We start from the raw sequence: 20696 nt of genomic DNA on the forward strand, positions 1-20696 counted from the left end.
AGGGGACGCGCGCGAACCGTTTTCTTTGTGAGTGTGAGCGACTGCGCAATCTTGGATTGAAAGTGCTATGCTATCTATTAGGTGATACGAGCAGACGATGTACCTTTGTTGCGTGACAAAGTGCATCATCGGTCAAGGATATGGCTATGGTGGTCGATCACACGCGCTGTGCCAGTTGTGGTCAACCGTTAACCAACGGTTACTACGTGTTGCTTGATCGGCCTGAGCGATTTTGCCCCCAGTGTATTGCGACCCGACCGCGCTGTGATACGTGTGGTGCACCGTTGAGCAATCGATTCTGGCAGTTGCACGATGGTCGCCGCCAGTGTGATACATGTCATGCAGTGGCGGTCTATCATCCCGACCACGCTGAGCAACTGTTTCGGCAGACGGTAGGAATGTTAGCCGAGGGGATGGGATTACGCTTGAGCGTGGGCGTAACATTTCGTATGGTGGATGCACTAACAATGGTCAAGCTGCGTGGTCCCGCGATCGACACTCAACATACCCTTGGCTTGTATCAGCGCCAAGGTCATCTACGGATGATCTACCTGCTCTATGCCTTACCGATGCTGATCTTTCGCATTACGGCGGCTCACGAATATGCCCATGCGTGGCAAGCCGAGCATTGTCCACTGTTGCGCAATGACTTTCTCCGCGAGGGCCATGCCGAATGGGTTGCCTATCACCATTTGCAACAATTGGGAAGCCACAAGGCGGCGGCGCGGTTGCTCGATGAGCATCAGCCGTACCATCAACCGTTGCGGTATTTCTTGCAACTAGAGGCGCAGATGGGTGTGGCGGGCGTCAATACATATCTGATGCGGGTTGATGCGTAAAGGGAAGGACCTCGCTGGTGCGAGATAATGCTATGCACATCTGGTGGATCGATCCGTTTCATGGTGGATCGCACGCGGCAGTAGCAACCGGTTATGCCGCGCACAGCCAACATCGTGTTACCCTCATTACGTTGAGTCAAGCCGGGGGGTGGCGGTGGCGTATGCGCGGTGCCGCGTTGACCTTGGCGAGGATGGTTAGCGAACGGCACGATGTGCCCGACCTGATCGTCACGACCGATATGCTCGATCTGGCGACGTTTCGGGCCTTGACCCGGCGCTGGTTGGGGCACGTGCCGATGGTGATCTATTTTCACGAAAATCAACTGACCTACCCATTACCGCCGGGCCGTAAGCGTGATGATGCGTTTGCGTGGATCAATCTGACCAGTGCGTTGGTTGCCGATGCGGTGATCTTCAATTCAGAGTTTCATCGGCGTGATTTTTTGACGGCGCTGCCGAGCCTGTTACGGCGCTATCACGATTATCATGAACTCCAGACGGTTGGTCAGATTGCAGCAAAAGCGCTGGTCTTACCGCCAGGCCTCGATCTGCCGCCGTTACCGCCACGACCACCGCGTGATCCGACGGCTCCGCCGGTCATTGTTTGGAATGCACGTTGGGAATATGACAAACAACCGCAGGTCGTGATGGCAGCGCTGGAGTATCTGGCAAGACAGGGGATCGACTTTCGCCTCATCGTCACCGGCGAGCATATCGATCCCGTAGCCGATGATTTGGTGGCGGCGCGGCAACGGTGGGCGGCACAGACGATCCACTGGGGGTACGCTGTAAATCGTGCAGCGTATCTCCATTTGTTGCAACAAGCCGATATTGTAGTTTCGGCGGCTATCCAAGAGTTTTTTGGTCTGGCCATTCTCGAGGCGATGGCGTGTGGGTGTGTGCCGGTACTGCCGGCGCGGCTCAACTATCCTGATCTGATTCCACCAGAATGGTACGCCGACTGTCTGTATGCCGACGATACCGAGTTACCGACGACATTGGCGCGCACGGTGGCACGTTTGCCGGAGTTGGCCCAACGTGATTGGGCAGCGCTGGCCGAACCGTACTGCTGGCCCAACCTTGCCCCGCGTTACGATGCGGTACTGGCCGATCTTGCCGCTCCTGTGTCTTAATTCGGTGTTGGTCGGGAGCACGGTTGCTGCGGTTGCGTGTCTGGGTCCAATGCGAAAAGAGGCAGACGATGCGATACGAAGATCAACGAGCCTTACGAACATTGATCGATCACCATTACACTGCGGCGCTGGGTACGATCACTGCCGATGGGGCGCCGTTTGTGTCGTATGTCTTATACGCGGTCGAGCGGCGTGCAGGGTATGACCCAACGTTCTTACTCCTCCTCAGCCGATTGTCGGCGCATACCAGTCATCTGTTGGCCGATCCACGCCTTTCGTTGCTCATTACCGCCGTACCAACGAGTGTTGCCGATCCGCAGGCTCTGGCGCGGGTGACGATCCAGGGTGAGGCGACGCCGATTGCGCGCGAGGCGCCCGAATACTCAGCGGCGAAGGCGTGTTATTTGCACCAACTTCCCGGACAAGAGCATCTCTTTGCGCTGCCCGATTTCACGTTGTTTCGCGTGCAGTTGTACGAAGCCCGCTACATTGGCGGGTTTGGCCGCGCGTTTACCCTCGATACCGCCAAACTCGCCGCCGTATTAACCATGAATATCGCAGGACCGGCCTGATTGTCATCGGATAGCGTGCTATCCGTGGTATCATGCACTATAGCATGTTGAATATGGGTATGTATCGTGTATTCGCCGCATTATCGGCAAACACAGAGGTCTTGTGTCAGAGAAACCACACCGCGTGACCATACTCCTTTTGATCCGCCATGGCATGAACGATTGGGTTCATGGCCGCTTAGCCGGCTGGTTGCCGGGAGTACATCTGAGCGAAGAGGGTCGCCGGCAAGCTGTAGCGCTAAGCGAGCGACTCGGTGATCTACCGATTACGGCGCTGTATACCAGCCCTCTTGATCGCTGTATCGAAACGGCGCAGGCGATTGCCGAACCGCGTGGCTTACTATTGCGGATCGTCGAACAGCTCGGCGAAGTGCGGTACGGCGAATGGGAAGGTGCCGAACTGAAAGAACTCTATAAACACGAACTGTGGCCGGGGGTACAGCATTATCCCAGTGGGACGCGCTTTCCCAAGGGGGAGACGCTAGGGGAAGCACAAATGCGTATGGTAAGCGCACTCGACCAATTGCGTGCGCGTCACCAAGGGGAAATGATTGCAGTCGTTTCCCACGCCGATTTGATCCGATTGGCGTTGGCGTACTATATTGGTATGCACATCGATCTGTTTCAGCGGCTAGTTATCAATCCGTGCTCACTGAGCGCCGTTGCATTCGAGCCGATGGGTCCGCGTTTGTTAGCCTACAATGAGACTGGGTCGTTAGAACACCTTCGTCCGAAACCGCCGACACCTCAGGCTGAACAGGCAGCGGCGTCCCCGTCGTCAACGGAGGCACACTAGGACCATGGCAGAGTTTACCTTTGATCTCGAATCGGTGCATCGGATTACTGCCGGAGCAGTAGGGCCACGTGGCCGGCGCGTCTTTTATCTTCAAGCGCGACGTGGTAACCGGCTGGTGACGTTGCTGGCCGAAAAAGAGCAGATCCGTGAGTTGGCGAACGCTATCAATCGTTTACTAGAAGCGATTAGTGAACGTAATCCGCGCTTGGCAACCTCCGACGATCTGCTCGTGACCGATATGAGTCTGGAAGAGCCACTCGAACCGGAGTTCCGCATTTACCAGTTGGGCTTGGGCTACGATAGCGAGCGTGATCGGGTCGTGTTGCTGGCCCAGGGGATGCCGGAGGGTGGTGATGATGAGCCTCTCTCAGCTCGCTTTTCCGCTACCCGTGAGCAGATGAAGGCGTTGAGCATCCACGCCGAGCAAGTCGTAGCCGCCGGGCGCCCGATCTGTGGTAATTGTGGTCGTCCAATTGATCCGAGTGGCCATTTCTGTCCTCACCGCAATGGTCACGGTCCGGTGTACAGTTGATCGGTAGATGGTGGGGAGGATGTGCGTTGCTCATCGCTAGATCATAACCCATCAGCCATAAGGGGACGGTATGGAGAACAGCTTCTCGCGAGAGTTGAGCGTTACCCGTGTCCTCACGGCGCTGGCCCAGGGAGAGATGAACGTTGAGGCGGCCATGCCGTACAGTAGTAATTACACCCTGCTGACCAGCATCGTCCACGAGGATCTTCATCTGTTGGCGGTGTACAAACCGCAGCGTGGCGAACGGCCGCTGTGGGATTTTCCACGTGGTACGCTCTACCGACGCGAGGCAGCGGCTTACCTTGTCAGCGAAGCGCTAGGCTTTCACCTCGTCCCACCGACGGTGGTACGTGATGGGCCTTACGGGATCGGTATGGTGCAGCTCTTTATCGACAACGATGAAGAGGTGCATTTGTTTACGATGTTGAAGCGGGGTGGCTACGAACGCGAAATTAAGCAGCTCTGTGCCTTCGACTGTCTCGTCAACAATGCCGACCGTAAGAGTGGTCATTGCCTGCAAGGGCGTGATGGCCGGTTGTGGGCTATCGATCATGGTATCTGCTTCCACGTCGAGCCTAAATTGCGCACTGTGTTGTGGGATTTTGTCGGTGAACCGCTCCCCGATGAGGTTATAACGGCGTTTACCGGTTTTCGCCAACAGCTCGACCACAATCCGCAATTGACCGGTGCGCTCTATCACCTGCTCGACCGGTCAGAGGTACGTGCTTTGCGCCGTCGTTTGGACAATCTGCTTGCCAGCGGGCGTTATCCACCACCCGGCCCCGGACCGCATGTGCCGTGGCCACCGGTATGATCACAGGGGAGGGGCGGTTTCCCTCCCCTCCTGCTGTGAGGCGAGTGATCTTGCTCATCTTTCGGCGACCAGCTCAAATGAGGCCTTCAGCCGAATATCGACCACCGATCGGCCAACGAGCACGGTAAAGATGCCCGGTTCAGCAACCCAACCGGGGACGGCCGGATCGTAATAACTCAGTGCCTGTTGGTCAATGGTAAACGTTACCGTCGTGGTTTCACCCGGTTGCAGTGTCACCTTGGCAAAGCTCTTCAGTTCCTTATCGGGTCGCACCAGTCGGGCCACCTGGTCGTGGATGTAGAGCTGGACAACCTCCATTCCCGGACGATCACCGATGTTCGTAACATCGACACTGACGGTAATGGTTTCATCTGGTCGCATCGTCGGGGCAGAGAGGTGAAGCCGATCATAGGAAAACTCGGTGTAACTCAGTCCAAACCCAAATGGAAAGAGCGGTTCGATGCCTTTACGGTTGTAGTAGCGATAGCCGACGAATAGGCCTTCGCCGTAGAGGACGTGCCCGTTTTCGCCGGGATAATTGATGTACGCCGGATTGTCGGCCAGTCGTTTGGGGAAGGTTGTCGGTAATCGTCCACCCGGATCGGCGTCGCCGAAGAGTACATCGGCAATCGCATTACCCGCCTCTTGGCCGCCGTACCACGCTTGGATCACAGCCGCTACTTCGTCAATCCACGGCATATGTACGGGTGATCCGGCGTTGAGCACTACGATTGTGCGCGGATTGACCGCCGCCACTCGGCGAATCAGTTCATTTTGGCAACCGGGGAGTTCCATATCAATCCGGTCGAATCCTTCGCTTTCCCACTCTTTGGTTAGGCCGGCAAACACAATCGCTACATGCGAGCGAGCAGCCAGCTCTACCGCTTCCGCGATGGGATCATCTTCCCGTTCCGGCCAGAGACCAACCTGCACGGCACGCCAGTTGCCGGGCGTTGGCCAGCGGAACTCAACCACCAGCCGGTGGCGGTGTCCGGTTTCGAGGGTTACCATTTGGCGCTGCTCATTGCCGTCCATGAGTTCTTTTTCCCACCGGTCAAGCACTAATTCACCCTCGAGCCAAACCCGGGCTTGCCCGACGCATGACAGCCCAATGTGGTAATGACCGGTATGAGGCGGTAAGAGATCGCAACTGAGTTTGGCAGCGAAGGTTGTGAGGTTGAGATATTCGATCCGGTCGCCAAACCAGCTCGCTTCGAGGGTCGTCAGGTAGTCGGTGCGTACCGGCTCACCACCGAAGTCGAGATCGGTGTAATAATCAAGCTGCACTCCCGGTCGGTCGCTAGCGGGGATGCGCACCCATGCTGGATCAATGTTCGGCAAGCGACGAAAAATGGGGGTACCGATGGCGTAGTCCACCACGCACTGCTCGCCGGCGCGCGCTCGAATGCCCTGTAACGGGGTGACCACGTAGTGCGGTGCGACTTCCGAGCTACCGCCGCCCATAATCGCCGCCCAATGCGCGTTGGCGCCGATAACGGCAATAGTTTGTCCTTGGGCGGGATTCAACGGAAGGACCCGTTCGTTGTTCTTGAGGAGCACGATTGATTCAACACCGGCGCGCCGAATGAGGGTCCGATGCTCAGGCCGGTCGTTGGCCTGTTCGATTGCCGGTGTGGGGTTCGCGAAGCCGCCGACCCGTTCGATAGTCCGTAACAAACGACGCACCTTATCGTCGAGATCGGCTTCACGCAGATCACCACGCTCGAGCGCAGCCAAGACGTGCTCACGGTTCAACCAACGTGCTGGCCCCGGCATTTCAAGGTCAAGACCGTTGTGGGTAGCGCGAGCGCTATAGGTGCCATACCAGTCTGACATCACCAGTCCATCGAACTGCCATTCGCCTTTGAGGATTTCGAGCAATAACCGGCGATTTTCACTGGCCCATACCCCATTGATCCGGTTGTAGGCCGACATAATCGACCACGGTTTTGCCTGCTTGATCGCCATCTCGAACGGGCGGAGATAGATTTCGCGCAATGGGCGCTCACCAACATCGGAACTGATACTAAAGCGCTCAAATTCCGAGTCGTTGCACACGAAGTGCTTGATACATGCACCGACGCCACGGCTTTGCAAGCCGGTAATGTAGGCCGCTGCCATCACGCCGGTCAGGTAGGGGTCTTCAGAAAAGCACTCGAAGTTACGCCCGGCCAGTGGTGAGCGGTGGATGTTAACCGTCGGCGCCAACAGAATATGCGCTCCTTTATCCTTCGTCTCTTCGGCTAAGGCTTCGCCGATTTGCCGAACCAGTGCCGGGTTCCACGTGGCTCCCATCGCAACACCAATCGGAAAACAGGCAGAGGTGTGGATGCCGTTGCGGCTCACGCCGCGCGCACCGTTGGGGCCGTCGGTGACTTTGATGGCAGGGATGCCGAGGCGCGGAATGGCGACGGTATGCCATGCATCGGCGCCGGCAAGTAAGGCGATTTTTTCGTCAAGCGTTAGTTGACGTACCAGATGTTCGATGTGATTTGGCATAAGGTTCCTCTGCGTATGTAGGATAAGCGACGGAGTAAGCGGGCATAGGTTAGGGCTGCTGATACACGCGCACATAATCGACCCGTAACTGCTGCGGGAAGACGGTTGTTTCGTCGGGATACCCAGGCCAGTTGCCGCCGATGGCAAGGTTGAGAATGAGAAAAAAGGGATGATCGAATACCCACTCTCCGGGGACCTGGTCGCGGCGTAACGTGTGGTAGAGCTGATCGTCAACGTACCAGCGAATTTCATCCGGTTCCCATTCCACAGCGTAGATGTGAAAATCGTCGCTCAGTGGTTGGGAACTAACGAAGGGTTTGGTAATGGCGTTACCACCTGAATAACCGGGACCATGGACCGAACCGTACACCATCGTCGGATTACCGATGTTTTCCATAATGTCGATTTCGCCGCAGTTGGGCCAGCGTGCTGTGGCGATATTCTCACCTAGCATCCAGAAGGCAGGCCAAATCCCTTTACCTCCTGCCGGTAACTGCATACGTGCCTCGATCCGGCCATACGTCCATGCGTGCAGATAATGCGTCTTGATCCGGGCCGAGGTGTATTCCCACGCCAGATACTCTTCCTGACGTGCTTCAATCACCAACACACCTGCTTCAATCCGCGCATTTTCTGGGCGGTTTGTGTAGAATTGCAGTTCGTTGTTGCCCCAGCCGCCGGCTCCCTTATCGAACAGCCAATTGCTTGGGTTGAGTGTCTCGCCGTCAAATTCATCACTCCACACGAGCATCCACGGTGATACGGTTGGCACCGGTGTGCTAGTCGTACTCGGTGTAGCTGATGTCAGCGTGCAGCCGGTCGGGATCAGGAGTATCACTCCAAGCAGAAGGAGCCGACGAACGACAATACCAGAAACCCTCTGATACACAGCAATTCCTCTCCTTTGCGGTGAGGGAACCACCGCAGGTTGTCACAACTCTATATTATGGGGTCAGCCCAAATCCATAGGGAAAGAGTGGGTCACCGTTTCCTGATCCGAGCGGTAATTGATCGAGGCTGCGCGGCCACGTCACCGGCAATCGCCCGCGAAATGGTCGATCTCCGAACAAAACATCGGCGACACCGGCCCCTTCGCTCCCAGGCAGCCACGCGGCAACAAGCGCATCCCAACGAGGTAGATCGTCGGTGATGATCAGCGGACGGCCACTGACGAGTACGACGACGAGGCGGGCGCAGCTCTCCTCCATACGACGCAGTGTGCGCTGTTCGTTCGGTGGTAAGCGCAAGGTTGCGCTATCACCACGTCCTTCGGCGTAAGGCAATTCGCCGACAACCGCAATGCAGACGGCATCGGTAGCCATCGGATCACCGCGAAATTGCCCATGTGGATCGTACTCAATGACCGTTTGCGGTGTAACAGCGGCGTGAATCCCTTCGAGAATCGTCGTTCCCGGGATAATCGCACCTGACTTCCCTTGCCACTCAATCGTCCAGCCGCCGGCTTGGATACCGAGATCGTGAGCAGCCTGCCCACCGATGTAAAGATGGGCAACATCCTTCGGTAAAGGGAGGAGGTCACCGTCATTTTTGAGCAAGACCAACGATTGGGCAACGGCGGTACGGGCTAATGCGCGGTGGGCCAGACTACCGATGTCGCCCAGTAATTCGGTGTGGGCGAAGGGTTGATCAAATAACCCCATCACAAACTTGGTCGTCAAGATTCGTCGCACCGCATCGTCAATCCGCGTTTCGCTCACCATACCGGCATTGACGGCGCGAGTCAGTGTCTCGATGAAGCGCACCGCATCGTAAGGCACCATATTCATATCGATCCCGGCATTTATGGCCGTCACCACCGCCCGTTCATAGTTGGGATCAATCTGATCGATGGCTTCCCAATCTGAGACAATAAAACCGGTAAAGCCGAGTTCTTCTTTCAGCACATTGGTGAGCCAATACGAACTGGCGTGCATCTTCTGCCCGTTCCAACTCGAATACGACGCCATAATCACATGCGCACCGGCAGCGATGGTCGCGCGGTACGGTGGGAGATGCACGGTTCGGATTGTGGTTTCATCACCAAACGTCTCCCCCTGATCGAGTTGATAGTTTGCCGTGGTTGACGTGCCCCACGTCGTGCCGCCATCACCGACATAGTGTTTGGGAGTGCCGATGACCCGGTTTGGTGCCGCAATATCGGGAGCTTGCAAGCCACGCAAGAAAGCGACTGCCAACGATGCAACGTGTTCAGGGCGTTCGGCATAGCTTTCGTAGGTACGCCCCCAACGCACATCTTGCACCACCATCACCCCCGGCGCGTAGTTCCAAAAGACACCGGTAGCGGCCATCTCGTGGGCCGTCACCCGCCCGATCTGCTCGACCAGTGCAGGGTCATTCGCTGCCCCCAACCCGATGTTATGCGGAAAGATGACTGCGCCGTAGAGGTTGTTGTGTCCGTGAACACCATCAGCCCCATAGATGATCGGAATGCCGAGCCGGCTACTCAATGCCGCCTGTTGCAAGGCATTGACCATCTCCACCCACGCCATCGGCGAGTTCTCGTCGCGTGGATAGCCACCGCCACCGCTGAGTACACCACCGATGGCCAATTCACGTACCTGATCGGCGGTGATGCTATTTTTTTCGATCAGCGTCATCTGGCCGATCTTCTCGGTCAATGTCATCCGCTGTAGCAGATCCTCGACCCGCTCGGCGATAGGTGCTGCCGGATTACGGTAGAGCGGTATGACCGGTGTCGGTGTAGCGGTGGGTGCATTCAGCGTCCCACAAGCGCCAAATACGCTAACCAACATCACAAGACAAAGCAAATATTGCAGACGCATGCGCGCACTCTATTTCTCAATGTTAGTGATCACCACGCCCTCAAGGAAGATACGTTGGGCGAAGAAAAAGACTACAATCGGAATAATCGCCGAGATCAGTGATGCCGCCTGGATCAGATTCGTCGATTGCGAGTAGAGATTGTTGAACGCGGTTAGCCCCACCGTAATCGGGAACTTATCGGGATGACCGGCCAGATAGAGCAATGGGCCGAAGAAGTCATTCCACGCCCAGAAAAAGTGAAAGAGGGCGACAGCGGTCAGGGCCGGGCGTGACATCGGCAAAATGATTGAGAAGAAGATTCGCAACGGGCTAGCACCGTCGATCTGGGCAGCCTCTTCGAGATCACGCGGAATGCCGAGGAAGAACTGACGCAACAAGAAAACGTTAGTGCCCCACGAGAAGAACGCCGGCACGATCAGCGGCAGCCACGTCCCCACCCATCCGATCTGCAAGAAGACGAAGTAGGTTGGAATGAGTGTTACTGCACCGGGTAAGATCACGGTCGAGAGCATGATCATAAAGAGGATATTCTTACCGGGAATACGAAAACGAGCGAAACCGTAAGCCACCAGCGCTGCCGATAACACTGCGCCGAACGTGGTGATGCCGGCATACATCAGCGTATTGCGCAGCAGATTAGGAAAGTTGATCGTATTCCAGGCACGGGTGAAATTGCCCCACTGAATATCGAGCTGCCACACCCGTTCGAGTTGCCGCCACTGACCTTGCCACTCAAACGGGCCTGCCGCCGGATTTTCCGGGTCTACAAACCAACTGCTTTGGCGTCCAGGGCGGTACAGGGCCAGTTCACGGATTTCACCATCAATTGGTACCAGATAGACATCGTACAATTTTCCCTCATATGCAAACGTGCGTTCGCTTGCCGGCCACCACGGGGCGCCGGTTTCGGCGATTTGGCTGTCGGTCTTGACCGCAGTCGTAATGCCGTAAACCATCGGGATCAAGAACAGCGCGAGCACGGCGAGGGTAAGGCTGGTGAGCGTGATCCGCGCAATAGCCTCGCGGGTTGATTTAGACAGCGGATTACCGCGAGCACGTTGTGAGAGTATCATTAGCGTTCCTCCCCTGCGTAGAAAACCCAGAATCGCGAGGTGCCAAAGAGAACAATTGTAATAATCATGGCGATGATGAGCATCAGCCATGCCAGGGTTGCGCCGTAGCCCATACTAAAGAAGCTGAACGACTGCTTGTAGAAGTAGACCATGAAGAAACGGGTCATTCCTTCGGGGAAGCCGGTGCCGCCGTTGAGGACAAAGGGGGCGAGGAAGTATTGCAGCGAACCGATCACTCCCAGCACGAGTTGGTAGAAAATTACCGGGGTGATGAGCGGAATGGTAATGAAGATCAGGCGGTGAAACCAGTTGGCCCCGTCGATCTGAGCTGCTTCGTAGAGTTCCGTCGGCACACCCTGTAGGCTGGCCAGAAAAATGATCATGGCATTGCCAACACCCCAAAGACCAAACATTGTATAGGCGTAATAGACAAGCTTGGGGTCGGCCAGCCAACGCAAGCCTTGCGTGCCGGTCGCTTTGATGCCGGTCAATCGTTCAATGATCACGTTGATCCAGCCAGACTGCTCGTTGAGCACGCCGTTCCAGATCAATACCGTTGCCACCAGCGGGATCATGGTCGGCATGTAGAACAAGGTGCGGTAGACACTCTTGCCGAGAACATGCTCTGAATTCAACAAAATAGCGAGAAACAGTGCAAACAGCAGCGAGATCGGTAGGGAAATGGCGGCGAAGTGCAGAGTCCGCCTTAACGATAGCCAGACCTCCTGATCCTGAAAAAGGGCCCGTTGCCAGTTGGCGAAACCGATAAAGCGGGCTTGATCGGGTACGGCCGGGTTGAAATCGTAGAGTGAGAAGCCGAACGAAGCCACCATCGGTAAAAAGTAAAAGAGTAAGAACCCTACTATCCACGGGCTGATAAAGAACAACCCCCACGTAATCTCCTTCTTTTCCAGCCTGCTCAACGTTCGTCGCTGAGCCTGTTTGACGCGACCACGCCGCAAGTTTCGCCACACACTGCTCAATTCCGGTAAGGGGGCCATAGCGTTGCCTCCTTGTTGGCGACACCGCTCTCTCTGCGGCTATCGCACGTAGTGTTTGTGAGAAGGGGCGGCTGTCGCGGGCCGCCCACTTGTCCTGACAACCAATACCTAACTATTTTGCTGCGTCGAAGATCTTCTGCAAATCGGCTTTCAGCTTCGCTACCTCAGCTTCGAAATCGGCATCGGGCGTGTTGGCGAGGTAGTTCCAGAATTCGTTGTAGCGGTCGGTCGTCTCTTGGAAGCTGGGCATCCAGCTCTCGTGGTTGGGATTGTCGGCGTAGGCCATTGCCTCCACGACCACGTCCCAGTTGATGTCGGTCTTATTGGGGAAGCTGGTCTGATTATACTGCGCAAAGTAGTTGTCTTGCAGCGAGAGACGGGCCGGCATACCGCCGTAGATGGTCAGCAGCTCGTTGACGTGCTCGGCACTGAGCATGTAGCTCAACACCTCGAAGGCGGCATCAGGGTACGGGCACCCTTTGAGGATACCAAAGGTATCGGCGTGCATCTTGGCCGTGATTGTGCCGTTGTAGCTGGGTGTCGCAGCTAGATTCCAGTCGAAATCAACATTACCGAGTGCCCATGGCGCGACGTACCACATATGGATGTGAATCATCGCCAGATTGCCCGACGAGAAGGGACCACCGGGGCCTTGCAGGAAGTCGGCACCGCCGTAGGGGCCGTTCGGAATGAACCAATCCTTCCACCAGCCGTCGTAAGTCCACTTCCATGCTGCCTTCCAGTGTTCGGGGATCTGCGCATTACCGTTCTCATCGACCAGCGAACCGGCGCCGAAGAAGGTACCAATACCGCGCGGGTCGGTCCATTGGTTCATCCAACCAAACTGCACAATTTTGGTCGGATCAAAATCGGGCGACGTAGCATCGTTGCCGTTGACGTCAACCGTCAGCTTCTTGGCCAGTTCGGTCAGCGTCTCGATGTTCCATTCACGCGCGACGCCGTTCTCGTCAATCCATGGCTCACCATGGCGTGCGGGTGGGTAAGGAAGACCGGCTTCATCGAACAGATCTTTGTTGTAGATGATGAACGAGGGGAAGATGGCGAATGGAATGCCGAGTTGGCCCTCCTCCTTCACCTGATAGAACTTGACCAGATTGGGATCGAAGTCGCTCAGATCGTAGTTGTATTTATCAATGAGCGGCTGCAAGTCAAGCCACGCACCTTTGAAGCTGTCGCGTCCACGGATGCCAACTGGGCCGACGATGCACGGGGCGTTGCCGGCAGCAATCTGGGTGGCAAGAGTGTCGAAGGCGACGTTGTTGTCAACGATCTCAAGCACCAGTTCGATCTTGTCTTGGCTGGCATTAAATCGTTCGACAAAGGCATTCTGGGGCGGAATAGCACCTTCATCTGTGCCGGCGCCCAAGCCGACGAACCAGCGCACTTTGATGCGGTCACCGGTGGTTGCTTGCGTCGCAGCAGGCGCTGAGGTGGGAGCAGCAGCAACGGTTGGTTCGGCAGGTGCAGAAGTGGGTTGGCTCGAAGGGGTTGTCGGGCTGTTGCCGCATGCTGCATTAACGAGGGCAACGACGATCAACGTGAAGCTGACGAGTAGCATTTTCAAAGATTTCATTGGTTCTCCTCCTCTGGAATAGGTACGCCATCGTCATTCAAATATCAACCGAGCGTAGGCTACATGACCGTGTTGTATCACCTCCTTTCAACATTACCGAACGCAGCTCTCGCGAATCACCAATGTGGTCGGCAATATCACCCGCTCGACGGTGAGGTCGCGGGCTGCGGTAGTGATGCGGTCGAGTAGCAATCGTGCCGCCGTTTGACCAAGTTCGTTGATCGGTTGGCGCACGGTGGTAAGAGTCGGTGTCATCGCTGCCGCTAGTGGAATGTCGTCAAATCCTCCTAAGCCGATGTCGTCAGGTACGCTTAGTCCGGCAGCGCGCAGCGCTTTGAATGCGCCCAGGGCCATCATGTCGCTCGCGGCAAAGACCGCATCAGGTCGTGGTTCTCGTTGCAAGAGGCTCTGCATCGCGCTAAATCCACTTTGCTCGCTGAAGTTACCTTCAACGATGAGTTCGGGCAACAGTGGCAAGCCGGCAGCGTCGAGGGCATCACAGTACCCGGCAAAGCGATCACGCCCGGCCACGATATTCATCGGGCCGGTAATCGTCGCAATCCGGCGATAACCGCACCATAGCAAGTGCTCGATCATTATCCGCGCACCTTGGCGGTTATCTACATCGACGTAGGGAATTGCCGGATGGGTGCTAATCCGGCCAACCGAGACCACCGGAATGCTCTCTTGGGCTAACCATTGACTGAGAAAGTGATCTTCGATGGCTGAGGCCACGATGGCGCCGTCGAGAAAACCTTGCCGGCCAATGTGCCGGTATGGATCGCCGGTTGGGTTGGTAGCCAGTTCCAGCATGATCGAAAATTGCCGTTCGTTGCAGACTTGGGCAATTCCTTCGATCAACAATGGGAAGTAGGGATCGGCGAAGAGGGTATGGATCGGCTGCGGAATAATGATCCCAATCACCTGCGAGCGGCGGCTGGCCAGTGAACGCGCCGGTAGGTTGGGCTGGTAATTGGTTTCGCGGATGGCCTGCCACACCCGTTCGCGTACTGCCGGATTGACGTGCGGATGGTTGTTGATGACCCGTGAGGCGGTCGAGCGTGAGACTCCGGCCCGCCGAGCAATTTCATCGAGTGTGATATGCATAGCCTACTGCCACTGACTGGGAACGCTTCCAACTAAGCCTATAGTACTCGCCCGGGGCGATGGCTGGCTTTTCAAAAAGCGCGAAACACTTGCACAAAACCGTGAAAGCGCTTCCAGAGTTGCGGTTCCGTGGCGTTATGCGAGGTACAAGCAGAACAGGTGGCTAGAAACCTCGTATGCTGCGGATTCGGTCGCGTGGGACAAACAAGCCGGTGCATTGCGTCTAGGGTTTGATCATACGTCCGGCGTGACAGCCGACCGTCTGCCGGTGGATGTGGCCGTAAACGGCAACCGCTGGGTGATCGAAGCAGTAGTGAATGCAGTATTGGAGGACGTATGCCCGAACCGTTGCCCACGTGCCCTCTGGCTATCCTGCTGTATCTGCCGATGCCGGGGATGGTAAGTGGCAATTTATCACAATGGTTGCGCTCGTTTGTTTGACATTGCGCTGAATTTTCTGGCTGCCGCAAGAGGCAAATGACTTAGATGGACCGGCTGCCTCTCGTCAATTGCTGGTGGCCGCGCGGCGTGGGTGTTTCGCAGTATGGGCGTTGTAGCGTGATATGAGCGTCGCCGGTACAACCTAAGGTCGAATCTGAAGCTTTGACCACCGAGTTGTACCGGGTATTGAGCGTGGTAAGTAGCTACCGTATATGCGCGCGTAAGTTGCCCCATACCGGTTGGTGAGGTTTGGTGCATTTCTACGGGAATAGAGTTCAACCCTGCCCATGTGACAATGACAACCGGTAACATCCGTATGCCCGGCTTTTGTGGAAGTGCCTCATTCGGAGATCAGCCGTGTCCGCTGGAAGCGACGCATTGCCGCGCCGATCAGGATGCTGTCGATGACGACCAGTACCACAATCGCCGTCAACACCGTTTGCGTCACATCCCAATTGGCGACACTCTTCAACAGCCGTTCTTGCCATGCTGCCGGCAGCATCTGCAACCCAAACGTAGGCAGGAAGATCAGTAACATCACGGCAATACTAAGCAGTTGCGTGACTTGCTGCACCGTCTTGGCCCGCAACGACACCAATACTCCCGCACCCGCAGCGAGGCCGCCGCTGAGGAGCGAGATGCTGAGCACGGCGAATGCCACATCCGGCGGGTAGAAGATCAAGCTTCCTGGGCTATGCACAAGATTGATCGTGATCAACCCTACCAGCAGACTTATCCACGTCAGTCCGACACCATACGTCAGCGCGGCCAGCAGTTTGCCGAATAAAATGGCCTGATCGGGCAGCCGGCTAGCAAGCAACGTTTCGAGCGTATGCCGTTCGCGCTCGCCAGCAAATGAATCGGCCACGACGGTAATGACCTGAAAGAGCGGTAACCAGGCCCAGTAGATGAGCGTGATCGGCGACTCGATCCACGATCTGCCCATCTGCCATGGCAATAGTATGCCAAAGGTGACGATCATGAAGAGTATGCCGATTAGCCCAATCCGTTCGCGAACGTTTGCGATTTCCTTCAGCTCTTTGCGCATGACTGTCCAGATGTCAGTGAGCATACGTTGTCTCCTCTGCCATCAAGGTCAAAAAGACCTCTTCAAGGCTTGGATTGCTGCTGCGGTGTACCTCTTCAATCTGCCCACCGTGTTCGATCACCAGTTTTACCAGTGGAGCCGGATCACTTGAAGCAGCAAGGTCGATCAATAAGCGCGTATCGCTGGCTTCCACCTGCCGCACAATCGGTTGCGACCGAAGCGCTGCTTCGACTGAGGGTATAAAGTTACGCCCAACGATTTCGAGGCGCAACACATTGTGATGTTGGATCTCGGCTAGATTGCCTTGCGCCAGCAGCCGTCCCTGTCGGATAATACCGACCCGGTGACACAGTTTCTCAGCTTCGTCCAGATTGTGCGTCGTGAGGAAGACTGTCACACCTTCACGTTCGGCGAGCGCACGCAGATCATCACGGAACGCAGCAGCAGCAATGGGGTCAAGACCGGCGGTTGGTTCATCGAGGAAGATGAGTTGGGGACGATGCAAGAGGGCGCGTGCAATTGCCAACTTCTGCTTCATCCCACGACTCCACGTCTTCACCAGTTCATAGCGTCGTTCCCATAGTCCCACTTGTACCAGCAATTCGCGGATGCGTTCGTGGCGTTGAGGAGTCGGTATGTGCCAGATCCGCCCGTAATAATCGAGATTGTCGACGGCGCTCAGGCGTTCGTACAGACCAGAGTGTTCGAGGAGTACGCCGGTGCGCATTCGTACCTCAGACGCTTGCTGCGGTACGGCAAAGCCCAAGACCTCAATTTGGCCGGCATCGGGTTGTAATAGACCGAGAAGAAGCCGAATGGTCGTCGTCTTGCCTGATCCATTCGGGCCCAGAAAGCCGAAAATCTCACCTTGCCGGACCTTTAGCGTCAATTGATCGACTGCCCGTATCGCGCCAAAGGTACGGGTCAGGTTGTGCGTGCGAATTGCGACGCTATGCATGATAATCCTCCGATAGGTGGACTGATATTCGGCCGCTACTCTGCCGGAGCGAGACTCAAAGCGGGTGGTACATCGTCGTCGGTGGCCGTTACCAGATGGAGTATATTTTGCCGGTAACGCTGAAACGCTTCCCGTCCGCTGTCAGTCAATGCGCAGAGAGTCAACGGTAACTTGCCGCGATAGGTTTTCTTGATCTGTACGTAGCCGGCCTGTTCAAGCTTGCTCAGATGAACCGACAAATTCCCTTTGCTGAGACCGGTTGTACGCTGCAAAAAGAGAAAGTCAGCCTCCTCAACTGTGTACAGTAGGGTCATGATCATCAGCCGTGCCGGTTCGTGGATGAGTCGGTCTAAGGTGTTCAGTTGCTGCATGTCGAGTTTCTTCATAATGACTCTGTCTGCGTGTATCGAAGATAACGGTAGAGCGTAATACTGCCGGAAACTAGTATCCAGACGCCTACTGTCGTGATCACCAGACTCGTGGCAAGGAAGGGGTCAATTGGCAACCAGTCCATCAGCATGCTGCTGACAGCGATGAACACCGCAAGAACGTAGAAACGCCGCATACCGAGGTAGACGCCGAAATAGCCGATACCGGCAGCTAAGGTCATACCGGTAAGCACCGGTAGCCATGTCGCTACGATCTGGGTTTGAACCCAGGTCGTTAACACAATCCCTGTCCCTATGCCCACCAACCCACCTAATGCCTTCTGCCATAGTTGTGGTTGGCGGTAGGAGACATAGCCGGTGCGCGGATAGGTAATGTGCATTTTGAGGGTATGGAGAAACCGTCGTCCCCACAGCATTGCCGGAATCATCATGCATGGGAGCAGCAGATTGGCCCAGCCGGCAATACCAACCGGCGTAACGAGTGCGATGAGCTGGATGAGACCGGTGAGCAGGAAGATACTGCCGATCAACAATTCCGGGAGGCCGTCAATCAGCCAATAGCGCCGGATACGTTGATCCATGTCGAGATGAGGGAACGTCGCTTTTGTCTCTCTGTAGACTAGTTTATATTGTAAACTACTTGTTAGTATAGAACAACGAACGCCGTTTGTCAAGTTTCTCCGTGACGATCATCGTTAACAAGACAAAACGATCCCCTCCTTGCCCGTTGGGCGAGGAGGGGATCGGCAACCGGTCATCTTATCGCTGACTGATCGTTATCTCTTCAAATCCGACAACCGCCCCACCTTTATCAAAACTGGTGACCGCCAGTGCTACGTTACCATCGGTAAACGTCGGATCGCGCGTCTGATCGATCTGTTTATTATTCACATAGAGCACAATCTTATCGTTGCGTAATTCAACTTTGATGCGGTTACGTTCAGGGTCGATGGCTTGATGCTTGGTCCAGTCGATCAGCGTTGTCCATTGGTTGTTTTGGAGTAGCTCGAGAGCGTAATAGCCATCGTTCGAGACGCTAAACAGGTAGAAGTTGTCTTCGTCTTGGTAATGAAAGATCAGACCTGCGGCAACGTTTGACGTGTTGCGTGGTGTGATGTAGCTCGCTTCAATCGTGACGTTGCGGTATGTCCCATCAATCAGTGACCATACGAGTAGCTCTGGTTGTTTGACCTCAATGACATAGCGGCCCTGTTCGTAAGCATAACGCGAGTCGTTGTCTTCACTCGTGGGCAACGCACTCGACACCGGATTGTCAAAATTGTCTTGGAACAGAATCTGCCCCTCGCCCACCGAACCGCCGGTTCCACTCCCACTGGTTGGCGGACTATTTCCCGCCACAGGTGTGGTGCTGCCGCTTGTTGTGTCTGTCGCAATTGTGGAGAACGCTACCAACGCAAGGACACACACTCCGACAAAGATCAGTAGAAGACACCCAATCCCGCCTACCAGTAACCAAGCTATGCCCCTGTTCGGCTGCGTAGTGGAAACACTTGGGGTAGCAGGTATCTGGAACGGCGGTTGCTGGCTGACCGGTGGGTGGTACGTCGGCGGCGGCATAAAGGGATCAGGTGGGGCGCCGGCACTTTGTACCGGTGGAACAACGGGCGGTGTTGGTGTCGGGATCGATGATGGCTGTGTAGGAGGCAGACTGGTTGGTGGTGCAGTCGGCGGACGACTTGGCGGAAGAACCGTTGTGGGCGGCGTGGCAGGCGGCTGATCGGGTGGGAGTACGACAGTCGGCGGTGCGGCTTTTTCTGGTACACGAGTGCCGCAGTTCGGGCAGAAACGATCGGTTGGTAGGAGTGGATGTCCGCAGTTAGAACACACCTTTGGCTGTTGCGACTCACTCATTATCTTCTCCTTTGCTGCGCGAGCAGTCAACTACAAGCCTAGCTGTCCGATACAGCAGCTTGCAGTGCGGCAATGCAGGCGTCGTTTTCTTCCTCTGTCCCAAATGATATGCGGATCCAGCCCGGCAATCCCCAACCGGTTAAGGGTGTCACCAGTACACCGCGTCGGGCCAGTGTTGCCGCAATTGCCTGATCGTCGTGGACGGCGACAGCGATGAAGTTCGTCTCACCGGGGATGACCGTCAAACCGAGCGCGCGTAAGGCGTTCGTCAACCGGGTGCGGCTCGCATTGGCGTGGGCTAACGAACGAGTGAGATGGTTGGTATCGTCGAGCGCAGCCAGGCCGGCAATCTGGGCCAATGCGTTCACATTGAACACCGGGCGTGCTCGTTCAAGGTAGGCAATCAGATCGGGCGTACCAAACGCATAGCCGAGACGTAACCCGGCCAGGCCGTGAATCTTGGCAAAGGTGCGCAACAGCAGCAGATTATCGCGTCCGTTGCGGATCAAGGGCAGCAGATCGGGAAAGTCAGGGCGGGTGACAAACTCAATGTAGGCTTCATCAACAACCACGAGCACATCATCCGGCACTTGGGCGAGAAACGCTGCCATCTCAGCCGCACCGACGGTCGTGCCGGTCGGGTTGTTAGGATTACAGACGAAGATCAGGCGGGTGCGTGGCGTTATTGCTGCGGCCATCGCCGGTAGATCATGGGTCATCTCACGTAACGGGATTTGGCGGGCAATAGCTCCTTGCGTCTGGATGCGTCGTGCATAGCTGACAAATGAACCCTGCGCCAATACCGCTTCGTCGCCCTCACTCAGCATCGCGTGGCAAATCAACATAATGAGTTCATCAGAGCCGTTACCCAACATCACATGTTCGGGCGACAAGTCGTTACGTGTTGCCAGGGCATAGCGCAGAGCGGCACCGCCGGCATCGGGATAGCGGTGAATTTCATTGATAGCGGCTTGTACTGCTGCGACCGCGCGTGGTGATGGACCCAATGGGTTTTCGTTGGCTGCCATGCGGATCGGTGGTGGACCGTCGGCAGCAAGGCGCGGCGGGGGGGCCGGTGGTAACGCGGCGAGAAACGGCTTTTTGTGGATCGGCACAGGTGATTCTCCCCGTTCTGTACAGTCGGCTTCGGTATGATCGTAGTTCTGTTAAAAAACGCAGTTAACAACTCTAAAATTGCAATCTGCAACCCTGTTCTGTGCGCT

19 protein-coding genes are annotated in these 20696 nt (G+C 56.0%); 6 read left to right on the forward strand and 13 right to left on the reverse strand.

The window, feature by feature from the left end; translation table 11 throughout:
* The first annotated feature begins 146 nt into the window (after nt 1–146).
* The 6 genes from ACP5OT_RS04710 to ACP5OT_RS04735 all read left to right on the forward strand — a co-directional run bounded on the left by ACP5OT_RS04710 (nt 147) and on the right by ACP5OT_RS04735 (nt 4686).
* Complete coding sequence (locus ACP5OT_RS04710) at nt 147–839, forward strand: zinc-binding protein (protein WP_424676222.1); 693 nt, start codon at nt 147–149, stop codon at nt 837–839.
* 32 nt (nt 840–871) lie between these two features.
* Nucleotides 872–1972: a tRNA-queuosine alpha-mannosyltransferase domain-containing protein gene (locus tag ACP5OT_RS04715; protein ID WP_424676221.1), complete on the forward strand. Its 1101-nt coding sequence runs from the start codon at nt 872–874 to the stop codon at nt 1970–1972.
* Between the two features lie 68 nt (nt 1973–2040).
* Nucleotides 2041–2544 (forward strand): HugZ family protein, encoded by a 504-nt coding sequence (locus ACP5OT_RS04720; RefSeq protein ID WP_428131473.1) that lies wholly within the window; start codon nt 2041–2043, stop codon nt 2542–2544.
* A 124-nt stretch (nt 2545–2668) separates the two neighbouring features.
* On the forward strand, nt 2669–3340 hold the full coding sequence (locus tag ACP5OT_RS04725) for an MSMEG_4193 family putative phosphomutase (protein ID WP_428131475.1): 672 nt from the start codon (nt 2669–2671) through the stop codon (nt 3338–3340).
* A 4-nt stretch (nt 3341–3344) separates the two neighbouring features.
* Nucleotides 3345–3872: a DUF3090 domain-containing protein gene (locus tag ACP5OT_RS04730; protein ID WP_424676218.1), complete on the forward strand. Its 528-nt coding sequence runs from the start codon at nt 3345–3347 to the stop codon at nt 3870–3872.
* 70 nt (nt 3873–3942) lie between these two features.
* Nucleotides 3943–4686, forward strand: coding sequence for an SCO1664 family protein (locus ACP5OT_RS04735; protein WP_424676217.1), 744 nt, complete (start codon nt 3943–3945; stop codon nt 4684–4686).
* Nucleotides 4687–4740: 54 nt separating this feature from the next.
* Here the strand turns inward: ACP5OT_RS04735 and ACP5OT_RS04740 are convergent, their stop codons facing one another.
* From ACP5OT_RS04740 to hisC, 13 genes are all read right to left on the reverse strand, one after another.
* Nucleotides 4741–7185 carry a glycoside hydrolase family 3 C-terminal domain-containing protein gene (locus ACP5OT_RS04740; RefSeq protein ID WP_428131478.1) on the reverse strand — a complete coding sequence of 815 codons (2445 nt, stop codon included), beginning with the start codon at nt 7183–7185 and terminating at the stop codon, nt 4741–4743.
* Nucleotides 7186–7234: 49 nt separating this feature from the next.
* The gene (locus tag ACP5OT_RS04745) at nt 7235–8074 is read right to left on the reverse strand and encodes a glycoside hydrolase family 16 protein (RefSeq protein ID WP_424676215.1); all 840 of its coding nucleotides are present in this window, start codon (nt 8072–8074) and stop codon (nt 7235–7237) included.
* 55 nt (nt 8075–8129) lie between these two features.
* Complete coding sequence (locus tag ACP5OT_RS04750) at nt 8130–9989, reverse strand: glycoside hydrolase family 3 protein (RefSeq protein ID WP_428131480.1); 1860 nt, start codon at nt 9987–9989, stop codon at nt 8130–8132.
* Between the two features lie 9 nt (nt 9990–9998).
* Nucleotides 9999–11063 (reverse strand): carbohydrate ABC transporter permease, encoded by a 1065-nt coding sequence (locus ACP5OT_RS04755; RefSeq protein ID WP_428131482.1) that lies wholly within the window; start codon nt 11061–11063, stop codon nt 9999–10001.
* Complete coding sequence (locus ACP5OT_RS04760; protein ID WP_424676212.1) at nt 11063–12064, reverse strand: carbohydrate ABC transporter permease; 1002 nt, start codon at nt 12062–12064, stop codon at nt 11063–11065. The genes ACP5OT_RS04755 and ACP5OT_RS04760 overlap by 1 nt, the downstream gene beginning before the upstream one ends.
* Before the next feature lie 112 nt (nt 12065–12176).
* The gene (locus ACP5OT_RS04765) at nt 12177–13658 is read right to left on the reverse strand and encodes an ABC transporter substrate-binding protein (RefSeq protein WP_428112533.1); all 1482 of its coding nucleotides are present in this window, start codon (nt 13656–13658) and stop codon (nt 12177–12179) included.
* A 93-nt stretch (nt 13659–13751) separates the two neighbouring features.
* On the reverse strand, nt 13752–14765 hold the full coding sequence (locus ACP5OT_RS04770) for a LacI family DNA-binding transcriptional regulator (RefSeq protein WP_428112534.1): 1014 nt from the start codon (nt 14763–14765) through the stop codon (nt 13752–13754).
* A gap of 781 nt (nt 14766–15546) precedes the next feature.
* Nucleotides 15547–16278: an ABC transporter permease subunit gene (locus tag ACP5OT_RS04775; protein ID WP_424675517.1), complete on the reverse strand. Its 732-nt coding sequence runs from the start codon at nt 16276–16278 to the stop codon at nt 15547–15549.
* The gene (locus ACP5OT_RS04780) at nt 16268–17212 is read right to left on the reverse strand and encodes an ABC transporter ATP-binding protein (protein WP_428131485.1); all 945 of its coding nucleotides are present in this window, start codon (nt 17210–17212) and stop codon (nt 16268–16270) included. The genes ACP5OT_RS04775 and ACP5OT_RS04780 overlap by 11 nt, the downstream gene beginning before the upstream one ends.
* Nucleotides 17213–17247: 35 nt before the next feature.
* The gene (locus ACP5OT_RS04785) at nt 17248–17598 is read right to left on the reverse strand and encodes a winged helix-turn-helix domain-containing protein (protein WP_424675515.1); all 351 of its coding nucleotides are present in this window, start codon (nt 17596–17598) and stop codon (nt 17248–17250) included.
* Nucleotides 17595–18182, reverse strand: a complete 588-nt coding sequence (locus ACP5OT_RS04790; protein ID WP_424675514.1) for a hypothetical protein — start codon at nt 18180–18182, stop codon at nt 17595–17597. The genes ACP5OT_RS04785 and ACP5OT_RS04790 overlap by 4 nt, the downstream gene beginning before the upstream one ends.
* Nucleotides 18183–18360: 178 nt before the next feature.
* Nucleotides 18361–19473 carry a zinc ribbon domain-containing protein gene (locus ACP5OT_RS04795; protein WP_424675513.1) on the reverse strand — a complete coding sequence of 371 codons (1113 nt, stop codon included), beginning with the start codon at nt 19471–19473 and terminating at the stop codon, nt 18361–18363.
* A 38-nt stretch (nt 19474–19511) separates the two neighbouring features.
* The gene (gene hisC, locus ACP5OT_RS04800) at nt 19512–20588 is read right to left on the reverse strand and encodes a histidinol-phosphate transaminase (RefSeq protein ID WP_428112538.1); all 1077 of its coding nucleotides are present in this window, start codon (nt 20586–20588) and stop codon (nt 19512–19514) included.
* Between the last annotated feature and the right edge of the window lie 108 nt (nt 20589–20696).

This window comes from Chloroflexus sp., from assembly GCF_049970315.1.
GTDB lineage: Bacteria > Chloroflexota > Chloroflexia > Chloroflexales > Chloroflexaceae > Chloroflexus.

What these genes read in the sequence shown, in the direction of transcription:
- ACP5OT_RS04710 (WP_424676222.1), top strand. Translation starts at nt 147, where the DNA reads ATGGTGGTCGATCACACGCGCTGTGCCAGTTGTGGTCAACCGTTAACC.
- ACP5OT_RS04715 (WP_424676221.1), top strand. Translation starts at nt 872, where the DNA reads ATGCACATCTGGTGGATCGATCCGTTTCATGGTGGATCGCACGCGGCA.
- ACP5OT_RS04720 (WP_428131473.1), top strand. Translation starts at nt 2,041, where the DNA reads ATGCGATACGAAGATCAACGAGCCTTACGAACATTGATCGATCACCAT.
- ACP5OT_RS04730 (WP_424676218.1), top strand. Translation starts at nt 3,345, where the DNA reads ATGGCAGAGTTTACCTTTGATCTCGAATCGGTGCATCGGATTACTGCC.
- ACP5OT_RS04735 (WP_424676217.1), top strand. Translation starts at nt 3,943, where the DNA reads ATGGAGAACAGCTTCTCGCGAGAGTTGAGCGTTACCCGTGTCCTCACG.
- ACP5OT_RS04740 (WP_428131478.1), bottom strand. Translation starts at nt 7,185, where the DNA reads ATGCCAAATCACATCGAACATCTGGTACGTCAACTAACGCTTGACGAA.
- ACP5OT_RS04750 (WP_428131480.1), bottom strand. Translation starts at nt 9,989, where the DNA reads ATGCGTCTGCAATATTTGCTTTGTCTTGTGATGTTGGTTAGCGTATTT.
- ACP5OT_RS04755 (WP_428131482.1), bottom strand. Translation starts at nt 11,063, where the DNA reads ATGATACTCTCACAACGTGCTCGCGGTAATCCGCTGTCTAAATCAACC.
- ACP5OT_RS04760 (WP_424676212.1), bottom strand. Translation starts at nt 12,064, where the DNA reads ATGGCCCCCTTACCGGAATTGAGCAGTGTGTGGCGAAACTTGCGGCGT.
- ACP5OT_RS04765 (WP_428112533.1), bottom strand. Translation starts at nt 13,658, where the DNA reads ATGAAATCTTTGAAAATGCTACTCGTCAGCTTCACGTTGATCGTCGTT.
- ACP5OT_RS04770 (WP_428112534.1), bottom strand. Translation starts at nt 14,765, where the DNA reads ATGCATATCACACTCGATGAAATTGCTCGGCGGGCCGGAGTCTCACGC.
- ACP5OT_RS04775 (WP_424675517.1), bottom strand. Translation starts at nt 16,278, where the DNA reads ATGCTCACTGACATCTGGACAGTCATGCGCAAAGAGCTGAAGGAAATC.
- ACP5OT_RS04780 (WP_428131485.1), bottom strand. Translation starts at nt 17,212, where the DNA reads ATGCATAGCGTCGCAATTCGCACGCACAACCTGACCCGTACCTTTGGC.
- ACP5OT_RS04785 (WP_424675515.1), bottom strand. Translation starts at nt 17,598, where the DNA reads ATGAAGAAACTCGACATGCAGCAACTGAACACCTTAGACCGACTCATC.
- ACP5OT_RS04790 (WP_424675514.1), bottom strand. Translation starts at nt 18,182, where the DNA reads ATGGATCAACGTATCCGGCGCTATTGGCTGATTGACGGCCTCCCGGAA.
- ACP5OT_RS04795 (WP_424675513.1), bottom strand. Translation starts at nt 19,473, where the DNA reads ATGAGTGAGTCGCAACAGCCAAAGGTGTGTTCTAACTGCGGACATCCA.